This window comes from Enterococcus sp. HMSC072F02, assembly GCF_001837725.1.
Taxonomy (GTDB): domain Bacteria; phylum Bacillota; class Bacilli; order Lactobacillales; family Enterococcaceae; genus Enterococcus_B; species Enterococcus_B lactis.
In genome coordinates this window covers 1-13,795 of the sequence record NZ_KV833885.1, presented here as the reverse complement: position 1 = coordinate 13,795, position 13,795 = coordinate 1, and the positions used below count along the sequence as shown (strand labels likewise).

Sequence of the window (13,795 nt, the reverse complement as noted above, 5' to 3'; positions counted from 1 at the left end):
GGACTGTGACACGATTTTTGTCACAGTCCCTTTATTTGATGGGTCTTTCCTGAATATCTTCAAAATAATCGGGGTAATTATGAATCACGTATTCTTGCTCTTCGATAATCATATGTAAATGCATCGTACAAAGAAACCCGACTTCATCAAAGTTATGATCAATCATTGTTTGAAGCATTGTCTGATGTTCATCCAATACTCGACCCCAATCTAATTCTGAAATCGTCAAACGCAACCATCTGAAACGGTTCAAGTGCGTACTATAACTTTCCAGCCAGTCCCAAATCTCTCGTTTTCCTGCAATTTCATAACAAGTTCGGTGGAAATCAGTATCCAAATCAAAAAAAGCTTTTTTATTTTGAGCGATCACTGCCTGATCGGTTTGTTCTAATATTTTTTCTAGTTTAGCTTGATCTTGCGCTGTCATTTTCGCACTACATTCTTGCAGGATCGGTTTTTCCAGCTTTTCCCGCGTATAACGGGCTAATGAAGCAGATCGGATATCGATTTTTGAAACATAGGTGCCGGACTGTGGAATGGTTTTTACAAGCTCCTGATTACGAAGCTGGATCAGTGCTTCCCGAATCGGTGTGCGCCCGATAGCTAGTTGTTCTTCTAACACTTTATCGGAGATTTTACTTCCAGGTGCTAACTCGGAATAAATGATCTGTTTACGGATAGATTCATAAGCTTGCTGCTGTAAATTATTGATACCCATTAAAACTTCCTTTCTGTGTAAGTATAATCTATTATAACATAAATCGCTTACAAAACGTGTGGGTGCAAAGACGTATTCTTGAAAAAAAGCCCTGATAGGCATGCCTATTAGAGCCTCGAAAAGAAATACTGAATCAATCTGGTCGTACCTCTTGGATCGGTTTGACACGACCGCCAATTCTTTTAGCAAAAGCTTCGGATTCTTTTTTGTCTTTGAAAATGAGCAGATTGTCTAAGTTTTTTTCCCGAGTGCGACAGCCAGTTTTATCGATGTAACCGTGCATTACTTTAACGACATACATGGGGATCACCTGCTTTTTTCTTTTCATTATACGAACTACTCGACACAATACAAGAAAAATGCTTAGACGGTTTTTTATTAAGAAATAGCATTATCCAGAGAAGCGTACGCTTGGAATAACTGATCTAGCTCCGGATTGACTTTGCTCAGCTTCACTAATCGTTGCGAATCAGAAAGTAAGAAACAGTGTTTACTGCTACCAATAGTTTTTAATTTTTTGTCTTCAGTTCCCACAATTTCGTAGCTAAAATCCAAACGTGTCCCCGTATATTTTTGGATAGTTGGATGGATGCTCACTTTTTCTCCGTAATGGATCATTTCTTTATAGCTGCAATTTACTTCCAGAACGGGGATAATGATCCCAGATTCTTCGATTTTTTTATAGGGAAACCCTAGATGTACCAATAAGGCTACCCGAGCCTCTTCAAACCAGCGGATATAATTGCTATGGTGAATAATCCCCATTTGATCTGTTTCATAATAAAAAGGTTCTCGTACATAACCTGTAAATTTCTCCATGATTCATGCCTCGTTTTCCATTGATTTTTTACAAAAATAATTCATCCACTTCGGAAGTGCTTCGCTGATCTGTGTCGGCAAAACGACATATTGTTCTCTTGCTAGCTGGTCTCCGATGAAACTATGAAGATAAACAGCTGCCGCAATCGTTTGGTCATTTTGAGGGAATTGGGCCAAGAACCCTGTGATCATCCCTGCTAAAGTGTCACCCATTCCACCTGTTGCCATAGCAGCTGAACCTAAAGGATTGGTGTAGAAGTGTTGGTGACCATAAATTTTTGTCTCATGACTTTTCAAAACGACCGCAGCACCGATTTCCTGTTGCTTCTTTTTGTTTTCTTCATCTCGCTGTTCTTGTATCGGTAGAGCACTCAACCGTTGCCACTCCATTTGATGAGGTGTAAGTACTGTTTGTTCGGGATAGGGTAGCGAAAGATGGTTAGCAGCCAGTAAACTTAAAGCAGAGCCATCGATCACCAGCCATTGTTCTTTTAATTGGTTTTCTAGTACTTGTTTGAAACGTTCCAAACTCTTGGAAGAAGTGCCCAATCCGGGACCAATCAAGAGTACATCTGCTTGCTTTATCACGGAAAGAAACTGGTCAGTATCCGTCCAATCTACGATCATTGCTTCTGGCAGATGACTGTGAAGGGCACTCCGATTTTTTTCATCCGTTACTACTGTTGTGAGACCTGTTCCACTGTGTACGGCAGCTAAAGCACTCATGATGATTGCTCCGCCGTATTGTTCATTGCCGCCAATCAAAACGACACGTCCAAATGTTCCTTTATGTGAAATTTTTGGACGAGGTGTGATGACTCTTTTCACTAGTTGTTCGTCTATCAGCATCAAAAAACCTCCTTTTACTCATTATAACGTATATTTTTTTTAGAGAAAAACAGATAAGAAAAGGAATTGTCAGATTTTTTGAACTATTTTTTTCTGTAATTTGTGGTATCATGAACACGAAGACTTAAATAAGTGGAGGATTAACTTTATGACAATTGATTGGCAAAAAGAAGTAGAAGCACGTAAAGAAGACTTGCTTGAAGACTTAAAAAATCTTTTACGTGTCAACAGCGAGCGAGACGACTCAAAAGTAACACCAGATGCACCATTTGGACCTGGACCTCGCGACGCATTGAAACATATGTTAGCTTATGGTGAACGTGATGGATTTAAAGTAAAAAATGTCGATAACTATGCAGGGCATATTGATCTTGGCGAAGGAGACGAAACACTAGGGATATTTGGACACATGGATGTCGTTCCTGCAGGAGATGGCTGGGACACAGATCCTTATGAACCAGTGATCAAGGATGGAAAGATCTTTGCACGCGGATCAAGTGATGACAAAGGCCCAAGTATGGCAGCTTACTATGCGATGAAAATCATTAAAGAACTTGACTTGAAATTATCGAAAAAAGTACGTTTCGTAGTCGGTAGTGATGAAGAAAGCGGCTGGGGCGATATGGCTTATTATTTCGAACATGAAGAAGAACCAGATTTTGGTTTCTCGCCAGATGCTGAATTTCCGATTATCAATGGTGAAAAAGGAAATGTTTCTTTAGCTTTACGATTCAAAGGCGACAATGCAGGAGATTACGTATTGAAATCTTTTGTTTCCGGACTTCGCGAAAACATGGTGCCAGGAACAGCAACTGCAGCACTTCAAGTACCAAGTGCAGATGCAGCTATCGCGATGGAAGAAGCATTTTACCAATTCATCGAAGCCAATCCAGTAAGCGGAACAATTGAAGCAGACAATACGTATGTAAAAATAGAATTAGTTGGTAAAGGCGCACATGGTGCAAGCCCACAATCCGGTATCAATGCTGGTTCTTTCTTGGCATTGTTCTTAGATAACTATGAATTCTTAGGATCTGCTAAACAATTTATCCATGTAGCAGCTGCTTATGTTCATGAAGATTTCTATGGAGAAAAACTAGGAGTCGCTTATGAAGATGAAAAAATGGGCAAATTGACAATGAATGCTGGACTATTTGCTTTTGAAGAAAATGGTACAGAGGAAGCGAACTTCATCAATATGAATTTCCGTTTTCCAAAAGGTGTAACAGTAGACGGATTGCAAAGTGATATCGAACAAACAGTCGGCCAAGAAGGTGCAACAGTTACTCGAGGTGCTCGCGTAATGGAACCACATTACGTACCGATGGATGATCCATTGGTGGCTACATTATTGCAAGTCTATGAAGACCACACTGGAGAAAAAGGCTACGAACAAATCATCGGTGGCGGAACTTACGGACGTTTGTTGAAACGTGGCGTTGCTTATGGAGCGATGTTCCCAGGATATACTGATACAATGCACCAAGCAAACGAATTTATGAGTCTTGATGACTTGTTCAGAGCAACAGCAATCTATGCAGATGCCATCTATCGTTTGGCGAAATAATTAATTAAAAAAGGATCAAGAATTGCAAATTATCTTTGCAGCCTTGATCCTTTTTTTATTTTCTACTATGGTATTCATGATACACATGATATAGATTCAACTCGTACTCTTTCTTTGCGTTCGTGACGACCGTATCCAAAATCAGTCCTGTTACTAATGAAAGAAGGGCTAAAGTCATCAATCCAGTACTTAAAATCGCAGAAGGGATGCGTGTAATGAAGCTTGTCAACATATATTCACGAATCACAGGAATCCCCGTGACCAATCCAAATAAAAAGAAGAAGATGGTCCAGATCCCAAAGAAAAGCAAAGGTTTATAATCTTTGCACATTTTGATGATCATCATGATCACTTTGAATCCGTCAGAGAATGTATTCAATTTTGATATGCTGCCTTCTGGTCGGTCCCGATATTCGATTGGGATCTCAACGAACTTGAATTTTTTATCTAGAGCATGGATCGTCAATTCCGTTTCGATTTGAAAACCAGAACTCATAATAGGGAAGCTTTTGACAAAAATTCGATTGAACCCTCGATAGCCGGTCATAACATCAAGAATTTTTGTTTTATACATTCTAGTAATTGTATTTCTAACAAGGTTATTTCCAAAATCATGGAAAGGACGCTTATTCTCATCAAAGTAGGTTCCATTTGATAGACGATCGCCAATGACCATATCTGCTTCGCCAGAACGTAATTTCTCAAGCAAACCATGTACAGCTTCGGCGGGATAAGTGTCATCGCCATCTACCATCAAATAATAATCGGCATCAATATCAAAGAACATTTGACGGATCACATTCCCTTTTCCTTGACGTGGTTCTTTCTTTACGATTGCTCCACCTTGAACGGCCAATTCGTATGTTCGATCGGTCGAATTATTATCATAGACATAAATATCTGCTTCTGGTAATTCTCGTTTAAAGTCTGCAATGACTGTTGAAATTGTTGCTTCCTCATTGTAACAAGGAATCAGAACAGCAATTTTTTCTTGTTGTTCCATTTTTCACTCTCCTTAACTATAGAAAACAAAAGCTGAATTAAAAATACCTCATAATCAAAGTAAATGCTAGTTTTTTCCCGCTAAATATCATTTATTTAAAAAGAAAATACTGGAATATGTGTTTAAAAAGACCTGTCTAAAAAACCACCCACTATAAAAGAAGGATAGGATACCTCTCTTTTAGATAGTGGGTGCGTATTCGTTATTTCATTTTTTTGACGTATTAATCTATTGCGCCCTTTTTTCTTGAAATGTCTAATACGGTTCCTGTATGAGCATCTGCTAAAAATTCATAATAAACAGTTTCGCCATCTTCTATCCGGGAAAGCCCACCCCGATAAGCACTCGACCGAACGGCGAATTTCCGAATAGGTTCTTTTTCAAAAGAGATCCAAGCACCTTCGATTGCGCCTTCTTTTAAAAAAGATGTTTTGATATTTTCAAGCACTTGGTCTGCTGATAACACTTTTTTGCGATGATACCAAATCGTTGAAGCTACCCCACTCAATAATCCTAGACCGATCCCAACGGCTAACCCGCCTTTAAAATAGCTTAATTCGCTTTCTTCATACATGTGGATATACCTCCTTCTTCTCACTTGCTACTCCTTGTGCTTATTTTACCACACTCTCATAATTTCTTTGAAATAAATAACCGCTACCAGGAAAAATAAGCTATAATAAATACGATCGGTCTGCAGAAAAAATCATATTTTATCCGCAGATCAATATAAGTCTGAGAGGAGTTTAGTCTGAAATTTAGACGAATAGCATATGGAAGAAAAAACATTTCAACGAATCAAAGAGTTAACAGAATTACAAGGAACAAGCGGTTTTGAACAAGACGTTCGCGCTTATATGGAAAGTCATATGGAACCGCTGGTAGATGAGTTACAGTTAGATGGTTTGGGCGGCATTTTTGGGCTGCGCCACCATGAAGAAGCGGATGCACCTCGTGTAATGGTCGCAGCACATATGGATGAAGTCGGATTCATGCTGACACAAATCCAAGAAAACGGGCTTTTTAAAGTCGTACCTCTAGGCGGATGGAACCCTTACGTTGTTTCTGCTCAACGTTTTACACTTAAAACCTCTACTGGTAAGAATTATCCATGTATTTCTTCTTCCGTTCCCCCACATTTATTACGAGGAACAAGCGGACAAAAATCAGTAGAAGTAACAGATATTTTGTTCGATGCTGGGTTTGAATCAAGAGAAGAGGCAATGAGTTACGGTGTTCTTCCAGGAGACACAATCGTTCCTTACGCTGAAACGATCAAAACAGCCAACGGGAAGAATATCATCAGCAAATCGTGGGACAACCGCTATGGCTGTACAATGGTATTAGAAGCTTTAGAAGCGTTACAAAATGAAACATTAGGTCATACATTGATTGCAGGCGCGAATGTCCAAGAAGAAGTAGGCTTGCGTGGTTCTAAAGCTTCTGTCAATAAATTCAAGCCAGATCTGTTCTTTGCAGTAGACTGCTCTGCAGCAGATGACACAGTGACGAAAAATGGCACATTCGGACATTTAGGAGAAGGTACATTGATGCGTATCCAAGATCCAGGTTTGATCATGCTTCCTCGTTTGCGTGAGTACTTGCTAGATATCGCTGAAACAAACAACATCCCTTATCAATACTTTGTTTCAAAAGGCGGTACAGATGCAGGTGCTGCTCATACACAAAATGAAGGAATCCCAAGTACAGTGATTGGCGTAGTGGGACGTTATATCCATACGCATCAAACGATGTTCAGTATTCGCGATTTTGAAGCTGCACGAGAAATGTTGATTCAAACATTGAAAGGTTTAGATAAATCAACAGTGAACACAATCGTATACGGGAAATAACGCGATAGTGAAACTATAAAATCTGGCAAAAGCAACCTTTTGTCAGATTTTTTTTATAAAAAGAGGATCAATGTTTGTTAGTTCGAAAGAAAGGTGTATAATTTAATTGAAAAATACATAAACAGAAAGTAGAGGAAAAAGAATGATTATCCCAAATAGTTTAGAAGAATTAGCAGGCTACGTAGAAACTGGAAAAAGTGTATTTTTCTTTACTGCCGGCTGGTGCGGAGACTGCCGTTTTATCAAACCGCAAATGCCTGAAATCGAAAATGACTTTTCTGATTGGCAATTTATTGAAGTAGACCGTGACAAGTACATAGATGTAGCCGCTGAATGGAACATTTTTGGTATCCCAAGTTTTGTCGTGATCCAAGACAGAAAAGAATTAGGTCGTCTAGTGAATAAAGATCGTAAAACAAAACAGGAAATCGAATCGTTCCTAGAAAGTGTAATAAAAGGCTGACATCTGTTAGGAGGGGTCAAGATGAATCAAGAATATAAGAACATTTTAGTAGGTATTGACGGTAGTGAACAAGCACTTGCTGCTTTCAAAAAAGCGGTAGAAGTGGCTCGCCGTAATAATGGGAAAGTATATGTAGCAAACGTAATCGATCAGCAATTTTATAATTTTATGGGCTATGCTCCTATTGATCAAAATCTAGTCGATCAGCAAACTGAAACAGCCAAGCAAATGATCGAAGAATGTAAAGAATATGGAAAATCTGTTGATTACACAAATATAGAAGGAATTATTGCATACGGCTCTGTTCGTGAATCCATGGCAGTCAAATTGCCAAAAAAATATGCAATCGATCTAATCATGGTTGGGCAGTCTGGACTAAATGCAGTCGAACGCTTTATGACAGGAAGTGTAGCCAGCTACGTCATACGTCATTCACCTTGTGATGTCTTGATCGTTTCTGACGAAGAAGAACAGCCAAGTAATTAAGCAAGTGGAACTTGTATAACCTTTTTAATCAAACAGTAAAGGGACTGTGACAAAAGTCTTGTCACAGTCCCTTGTTACGAATAAATGGTGTTCCAGAAGAAGCTTCTTCGGAAATAAAGCATGAAAAAAATCTCATGCAGTGAATGCAATTTTTTGTTAAGATAAATCTCAGCAAAGGATAATGGAGGAAAGAACATGATTTTTGCTTATAACAAAGCACACGTCGGAGACACTTTGATGGTTATCATAGCCGACGATAAAGGAACAGAAAACACTGTCGAACGTAAATGGAATGTTGCTCGGATCAAAGATGAACAAGGTCAAGTTGTTGCTTGGAACTTTTTCCATATCTCCGATCATCTAACAATTGAAGGGAACGGCCAAGTAAGCTTAACAGATGAAGAATTAGCGAAATTGAATCGATTGATTAAAGAAGCAGGATTCGAAGAACAGCTTGAAGCTGATCATGAACCGAAGATCGTTGTCGGGTATGTAAAAACATGCGTCCCGCATCCTGACTCTGACCATTTATCGATTACTGAGACAGAAGTGGACAATGGGACAGTATTGCAAATTGTTTGCGGTGCACCAAATATCGAAGCTGGACAAAAAGTTGTCGTTGCAAAACCAGGAGCCATGATGCCAGATGGAATGATGATCTGGCCAGGAACTTTGCGAGGGGTAGCCAGCTATGGAATGATTTGTTCTGCTCGTGAATTGCATTTGCCAAATGCTCCAGAAAAAAAAGGAATCTTAGTATTGCCTGAGGATGCCGTAGTCGGAGAAGTATTTCCAAAATAAAGAGGTTGTGACAAGTCTTTGTCACAACCTCTTTTTTATTAATTTTCACTATTTTGATTTTGTTTTAATGCCGATTGATCGATCGTCAATTCAACAGTAGTTGTTTTTTCTTTCGAGCCTTCATAGTAAGTGATTTTGACAGAATCTCCCACTTTTTTCTTATACAAAGCAGATTGAAGTTCTACACCAGAAGAAACTTCTTTGTCATCGATCTTAGTAATGACGTCGTATTGTTTCAACCCAGCTTTTTCTGCCGGTGTAGCTGTTTGGACATTTGTCACGATGACACCGTTAGTTACAGATGAAGGAATCTTCAAGATTTGTTCTTGTTGCTGAGTAGAAACGGCAGATAAGTCGACCATTGTGATACCTAGAGCTGGACGTGTCACTTTTCCGTCTTTTTCCAGTTGGTTGATGATATTCACTACATCGTTACTTGGGATGGCAAATCCCATTCCTTCTACGCTTACATTAGAAGTCGATTCAGAAGTACTTGCGATCTTACTTGAGTTGATACCGATAACTTGTCCTTCGATATTCACTAAAGGACCACCAGAATTTCCCGGGTTGATCGCTGCATCTGTTTGGATCGCATTGATATTGACTGTTTCGTTCGATTCATTCGTACTTGTTACTTGTCGGTTCAAGGAAGAAATGATTCCTGAAGTGACAGAATTCGCATATTCAGATCCTAATGGGGAACCAATCGCAATCGCAGGTTCACCAACCTTCAAAGCACTTGAGTCCCCAAAAGAGGCAACCGTTTCGACTTTGTCTGAATTGATCTTCAACACCGCTAAATCTGAATAGGCATCTGTTCCAACTAATTCAGCTTTTACCTTCGTACCGTCTTTCATCATGACTTCCAAACCTTGCTGTCCATCTACTACGTGATTGTTTGTGACTACATAAGCAGTATTCCCGTCTTTTTTGTAGATTACGCCGCTTCCTTCACTATAAGCTTCCAAATTACTATCATCTGAGCTGCTACTTTCTTCTTGCTGCCCGAATAATCCGCCAAAACCGCTTGATTGGTTTTGACTTTGTAAGTTGATAACAGAAACGACAGCGTCTTGAACTTTATCTACCGCTTTGGTGATATCAGAATCTACATTGACTTTGACATTTTCCACAACTGTTTCACCGGCAGAATTTTGATTGCCGCTTGTAGCAGTAGAACTATTGTTGCCAGTGCCCATCGCTGCATAAAAAATGCCAGCTGTCAGTAGTCCTCCAACGATCCCTCCAACAAGCCCCAGACCCAACTTACGCCAGAGGCTATTATTTTTATTTTTTTTCATCTTTGGTGTCACATTTTTTCTATCCATGTGTTCCTCCTCCAATTACATTCATTTATCTACTGTTAGTATAGTCTTATTTGTTGACTTTAGTCTACTTTGAGACTTTGAACTTTTTATGAAAAACTTTAGGAAAAATCATTGTTTTCAGATGAAAATATTTGATTTTCTTTTTCCACAGATATTGTGTAAAACTACGCGGATAGGATTGGAAAAATAAGGGATAAAACATATCCACAGCCTGTGTATAAAGTGGATAAATTCTTATAAAACGTATGTTTGCCTAATGAATGTGATGAAATAAGGTAAAACAACGCTGTTTTCTGTGGATAAACCTGTGGATGTTGTGCATAACTGTTGGGGAAATCTTTTTAACAAAAATAGTCAAAATAAACATATAGACGAAAAAATTGATTATAATAAACAAAGTGAGCGTGAAGATCAAAGGAGAGAAAACATGAATATCAAAATTATTTCAGTAGGAAAATTAAAAGAAAAATACTTGATCCAAGGTATCAATGAGTATGTCAAACGGCTGAATGCCTATGCGAAAATCGAATTGATCGAAGTTCCTGACGAAAAAGCCCCGGAGAATTTAAGCGAAGCGCAAATGAGACAAGTAAAAGAAAAAGAAGGAGAACGGATCTTAGCGAAAATCAAAGAACAAGAATACGTCTATGCCTTAGCAATTGAAGGGAAAAATCCCACAAGCGAATCTTTTGCTAAACAAATCGACCAATTAGGTATCCAAGGAAAAAGCCACCTTGTTTTTGTTATCGGCGGTTCTTTAGGACTCAGCGAAGCCGTCATGAAAAGAAGCAATGCTCAGATCTCTTTTGGCAAAATGACGTATCCACATCAATTGATGCGCCTGATCCTCGTCGAGCAAATCTACCGTGCCTTCCGGATCAACGCGGGGGCTCCGTATCATAAGTGATGATATTTTTTAAGAGAAAAAATTATCCCTATTTTAAATAATAGCAATAGGTAGTGGTAGGGAGAAATTTATAAATAACTTTTTTATTTGCTTTGGTAGCCAAGTAAGTTGCAAAAGAAAAATAGATACTGTTAAAAAGATAATGTAGACATAGAAACAAATACGTAAAATTTTAGTTAGAATAATGGCAAGGAGAAAAAACATGATAGATGAAAAAAAGTGTTTAAAAAATCTATTGGAGGATATGGATGATATTGAAGAAAGACTATCTAAATGGACTGGGAAAACAAATATATTTCAGATACTTAAGCTATCTAAAAATGAAATAAGACATAGTAATTTTTTAGCTTTTTTGTTTGCTCCAAATGAAACCCACAATTTATCTGATGAGTTTTTTAAAATGTTTTTGAAAAGGTATATAGATTCTAATGATGATACCAAAGCTGCTATCAATTATTTTGATGCTTTACTTAATAGCTATGAAGATTTAATTGTTTACAGAGAAAATAAGAATATTGATATTTTATTGGTATCGGAAAAAAATAAAATAGTGGTGTGCATCGAAAATAAAATTCTGTCTTCGGAGTCTAGAGGGCAACTTAATAAATACCAAAGATATATAGAACGCAATTATTCTAACTATAAAAAAATTTTTGTTTTTTTAACTCCAGATGGAAATGAACCCACAAATCCTAGTTGGGGCATAATTACTTACAAGGATATCGTTGAAATACTGGAGCAATTAATGCAAAAAAATAGTATGGAAAAGAAAGTATATTATTTGATAAAAGACTATGTTGATATTTTAAGGAGAGATGTCGGAATGGATGATGAAATCAAAGAAATCGTTAGAAAAATTTATCAACAACATAAAGAAGCATTGGATCTAATATTTGAAAATATACCAGATAATTTAAGTTTAATGAGTGAATTATACATTGAAGCTTTGGAACAGATTGCTAAAGAAAATGAAATAATTTTTGATCCCAAGTATAGCGGAAAATCTATAGTGAGATTCCAAATACCAGAATTCACTGATTTATTTCCAGATTTGCCTTTGTCTCACCCAGGTGGATGGAGTAACCACAGAATGTATGCTTTCGAAATATTAAATAAAGGAGGAAATAGTGTCGGAAAGATAAAGCTTGTATTTACTGGTAAGATTCCAGAAGAAAATAAAAAATTTGTTGAAGAATTAATGTTAACGACAGGAGTAAAAAAGAAGAAAGAAAATTGGGAATGGTGGAACGTTGCCGAATGGAAAATTAACAAAGTGAATATGAGATTTATTGAAGAACTTTATACAAAGTTAGAGAATGAAGGAAGGGATCAAGTTGTAAAAGAAATCAAGAAATCGCTTGAAAAAATTTTAAAGGATATAAAAGAAAAAGCCAGTGAATATGAAAAGATAAAAAATAATTTTATTCTGAAGTCAGAGAATAGTATAACAAATTTTGAGAAAACAAATGTAAATTTAATTGAATAGAAGTTCAGATACATTCTTTGGGAGGTAAGTATGAATATTAATGAAATTTGGCAAATCAGAAGATGAAGAAATTTGGAAAAAAGCTTTAACAGAAGCTATGGTAGAAACCGGTAGAGATAATTGTATTGAAACAAAATTATCGAGGATTAATATTGATTATGTGAGTCAACTTGAAGTAGAAGATTTTTATGATTTTTTATACGATAGTTATTTCGTTTGGAAATATACGGCAAAAAATAGATTAGCTACTTCAAGATCACATTTTGAAAAACATAAAAATAATCTATCAGAGTTAAGTAAAATTCAAAAGGAAATTTTTAGTTTTGAATTACCTAATACTAAGTTGGGATTAATGTACGCTACACAAATCAACGGATTTGGTGTAGCTGGTGCATCAGGATTACTAGCGTTATTATTTCCAAGCTACTTTGGTACGGTGGATGAAATGGTTGTTCGAGCGTTATTAAAAACTGAAGAATTTAAAACTGATGAAAAAATAAAACAAATGAATCCACAAAATTTGAAGATAGAAGATGCAGTATATTGAATTGATGTCTATCGTAAAAAAGCAAATCATTTAAATAAAATTTTTAAAACTTACAGCTGGACACCTAGAAATATTGACGTTATTCTATGGTATTTCCGGTAGTATTAGTTATCTGAAATAAATATAAATCCAAATATATTATCGATGAAGTCCAATTTTCTCTGTAGAAGATTGGACTATTTTTAATGACAAAGGATTTGTGCGCGTTTATTCATATCTTGTTTTGAGACATCTGGATATACCTAAAATTTATGCTTTTATTTTAACGGATAAAAAAGACAAAGCACTAAAACCTCAGTACTTTGTCTATAGTCTGAAACCACTAGCTTGCACCAATGGTTTTAATTAATTGAATTACTTGTATCACGTTTTTTACCAACTGAATTTTTTGTTCTTTTTCCTCTTCTTCTTTTTTTAAAGTTTCTATTAACTCCTCAAAAGATATTATGAATTCCTCTTTTATTTTGTGCGTATCAGTAAATTCTATAAGAAAGGCTTTTTCCAATTCTATAAAGAAGACTTCTTCAGGAAACAGTTTTCTTAAATTCTCATGTTCTAGTCTATGTTTAATTTTAGAGTTTAAATTTTCATCCTTGTGGAGAGAGACAGCCTGAAGATCGAAGATGTTAAAATTGAAATATGTCTTTGTTAAAGTTTCAAGAATTTTCATATGATCGTAACCCTTCCAAGGACCTTCATATTTCATTTGCATAAGATGAATTTTTTCTATCCATTCACTCCACGAATTCTTTTTTTCTTGAATTATTGGTAAAACGTATTCAACTATATTATTTATAACCCGTGGTGCTAGTTAATTTTTTCCTAGAGGAAAATGTCTAAACATGTTGGTAAATCAACAAAAAAACGCATATAGTAGTCTCAAAACTCCCAAGAAATGAGGACTATTTAACAAACTACGATGGTTACGTCGTGACAACTGAACATTTTGACTTAGCCAATCCTGTTAC

At 36.8% G+C, this 13,795-nt stretch carries 16 protein-coding genes; 8 read left to right on the top strand and 8 right to left on the bottom strand.

Annotated features, from left to right (window positions below):
- Positions 1-31: 31 nt before the first annotated feature.
- The 4 genes from HMPREF2731_RS00445 to HMPREF2731_RS00430 form a co-directional block, all read right to left on the bottom strand.
- Positions 32-718, bottom strand: coding sequence for a GntR family transcriptional regulator (locus HMPREF2731_RS00445; RefSeq protein ID WP_002313993.1), 687 nt, complete (start codon positions 716-718; stop codon positions 32-34).
- A gap of 133 nt (positions 719-851) precedes the next feature.
- A complete protein-coding gene (locus tag HMPREF2731_RS14755; RefSeq protein WP_002315615.1) occupies positions 852-1,046 on the bottom strand; it encodes a hypothetical protein in 195 nt (64 codons plus the stop codon).
- Positions 1,047-1,096: 50 nt separating this feature from the next.
- Positions 1,097-1,537 carry an acyl-CoA thioesterase gene (locus tag HMPREF2731_RS00435; RefSeq protein WP_002292625.1) on the bottom strand — a complete coding sequence of 147 codons (441 nt, stop codon included), beginning with the start codon at positions 1,535-1,537 and terminating at the stop codon, positions 1,097-1,099.
- A 3-nt stretch (positions 1,538-1,540) separates the two neighbouring features.
- Positions 1,541-2,386, bottom strand: a complete 846-nt coding sequence (locus HMPREF2731_RS00430; RefSeq protein ID WP_070872059.1) for an NAD(P)H-hydrate dehydratase — start codon at positions 2,384-2,386, stop codon at positions 1,541-1,543.
- Positions 2,387-2,534: 148 nt separating this feature from the next.
- On the opposite strand from HMPREF2731_RS00430, the gene pepV reads away from it, so the two are divergent.
- Entirely contained in the window at positions 2,535-3,953 is a 1,419-nt protein-coding gene (pepV, locus tag HMPREF2731_RS00425; RefSeq protein WP_002294157.1) for a dipeptidase PepV, read from the top strand.
- Positions 3,954-4,008: 55 nt separating this feature from the next.
- Here pepV and HMPREF2731_RS00420 read toward each other — a convergent pair whose 3' ends face one another.
- Both HMPREF2731_RS00420 and HMPREF2731_RS00415 read right to left on the bottom strand, forming a co-directional pair.
- A complete protein-coding gene (locus HMPREF2731_RS00420) occupies positions 4,009-4,956 on the bottom strand; it encodes a glycosyltransferase family 2 protein (protein ID WP_002309711.1) in 948 nt (315 codons plus the stop codon).
- A 223-nt stretch (positions 4,957-5,179) separates the two neighbouring features.
- The gene (locus tag HMPREF2731_RS00415; protein WP_002309710.1) at positions 5,180-5,530 is read right to left on the bottom strand and encodes a PepSY domain-containing protein; all 351 of its coding nucleotides are present in this window, start codon (positions 5,528-5,530) and stop codon (positions 5,180-5,182) included.
- A 199-nt stretch (positions 5,531-5,729) separates the two neighbouring features.
- On the opposite strand from HMPREF2731_RS00415, the gene pepA reads away from it, so the two are divergent.
- The 4 genes from pepA (at position 5,730) to ytpR (ending at position 8,559) form a co-directional block, all read left to right on the top strand.
- Entirely contained in the window at positions 5,730-6,809 is a 1,080-nt protein-coding gene (pepA, locus tag HMPREF2731_RS00410; RefSeq protein ID WP_002294156.1) for a glutamyl aminopeptidase, read from the top strand.
- A 142-nt stretch (positions 6,810-6,951) separates the two neighbouring features.
- Positions 6,952-7,272, top strand: coding sequence for a thioredoxin family protein (locus tag HMPREF2731_RS00405; protein WP_002313996.1), 321 nt, complete (start codon positions 6,952-6,954; stop codon positions 7,270-7,272).
- A gap of 21 nt (positions 7,273-7,293) precedes the next feature.
- Positions 7,294-7,758: a universal stress protein gene (locus HMPREF2731_RS00400; RefSeq protein WP_002292633.1), complete on the top strand. Its 465-nt coding sequence runs from the start codon at positions 7,294-7,296 to the stop codon at positions 7,756-7,758.
- 195 nt (positions 7,759-7,953) lie between these two features.
- Complete coding sequence (gene ytpR, locus HMPREF2731_RS00395) at positions 7,954-8,559, top strand: YtpR family tRNA-binding protein (RefSeq protein ID WP_002313997.1); 606 nt, start codon at positions 7,954-7,956, stop codon at positions 8,557-8,559.
- A gap of 38 nt (positions 8,560-8,597) precedes the next feature.
- Here the strand turns inward: ytpR and HMPREF2731_RS00390 are convergent, their stop codons facing one another.
- The gene (locus tag HMPREF2731_RS00390; protein ID WP_002290101.1) at positions 8,598-9,887 is read right to left on the bottom strand and encodes a S1C family serine protease; all 1,290 of its coding nucleotides are present in this window, start codon (positions 9,885-9,887) and stop codon (positions 8,598-8,600) included.
- Positions 9,888-10,314: 427 nt separating this feature from the next.
- Between HMPREF2731_RS00390 and rlmH the strand changes: the two genes are divergently transcribed.
- The 3 genes from rlmH to HMPREF2731_RS00375 all read left to right on the top strand — a co-directional run bounded on the left by rlmH (position 10,315) and on the right by HMPREF2731_RS00375 (position 12,827).
- Positions 10,315-10,794: a 23S rRNA (pseudouridine(1915)-N(3))-methyltransferase RlmH gene (gene rlmH / locus HMPREF2731_RS00385; protein ID WP_002287841.1), complete on the top strand. Its 480-nt coding sequence runs from the start codon at positions 10,315-10,317 to the stop codon at positions 10,792-10,794.
- 202 nt (positions 10,795-10,996) lie between these two features.
- Complete coding sequence (locus HMPREF2731_RS00380; protein WP_070872058.1) at positions 10,997-12,280, top strand: PDDEXK-like family protein; 1,284 nt, start codon at positions 10,997-10,999, stop codon at positions 12,278-12,280.
- Between the two features lie 40 nt (positions 12,281-12,320).
- On the top strand, positions 12,321-12,827 hold the full coding sequence (locus HMPREF2731_RS00375) for an RHS family protein (protein ID WP_002330714.1): 507 nt from the start codon (positions 12,321-12,323) through the stop codon (positions 12,825-12,827).
- A gap of 322 nt (positions 12,828-13,149) precedes the next feature.
- On the opposite strand, the gene HMPREF2731_RS00370 is transcribed toward HMPREF2731_RS00375, so the two are convergent.
- A complete protein-coding gene (locus HMPREF2731_RS00370; protein ID WP_229214456.1) occupies positions 13,150-13,497 on the bottom strand; it encodes a hypothetical protein in 348 nt (115 codons plus the stop codon).
- Positions 13,498-13,795 lie beyond the last annotated feature (298 nt).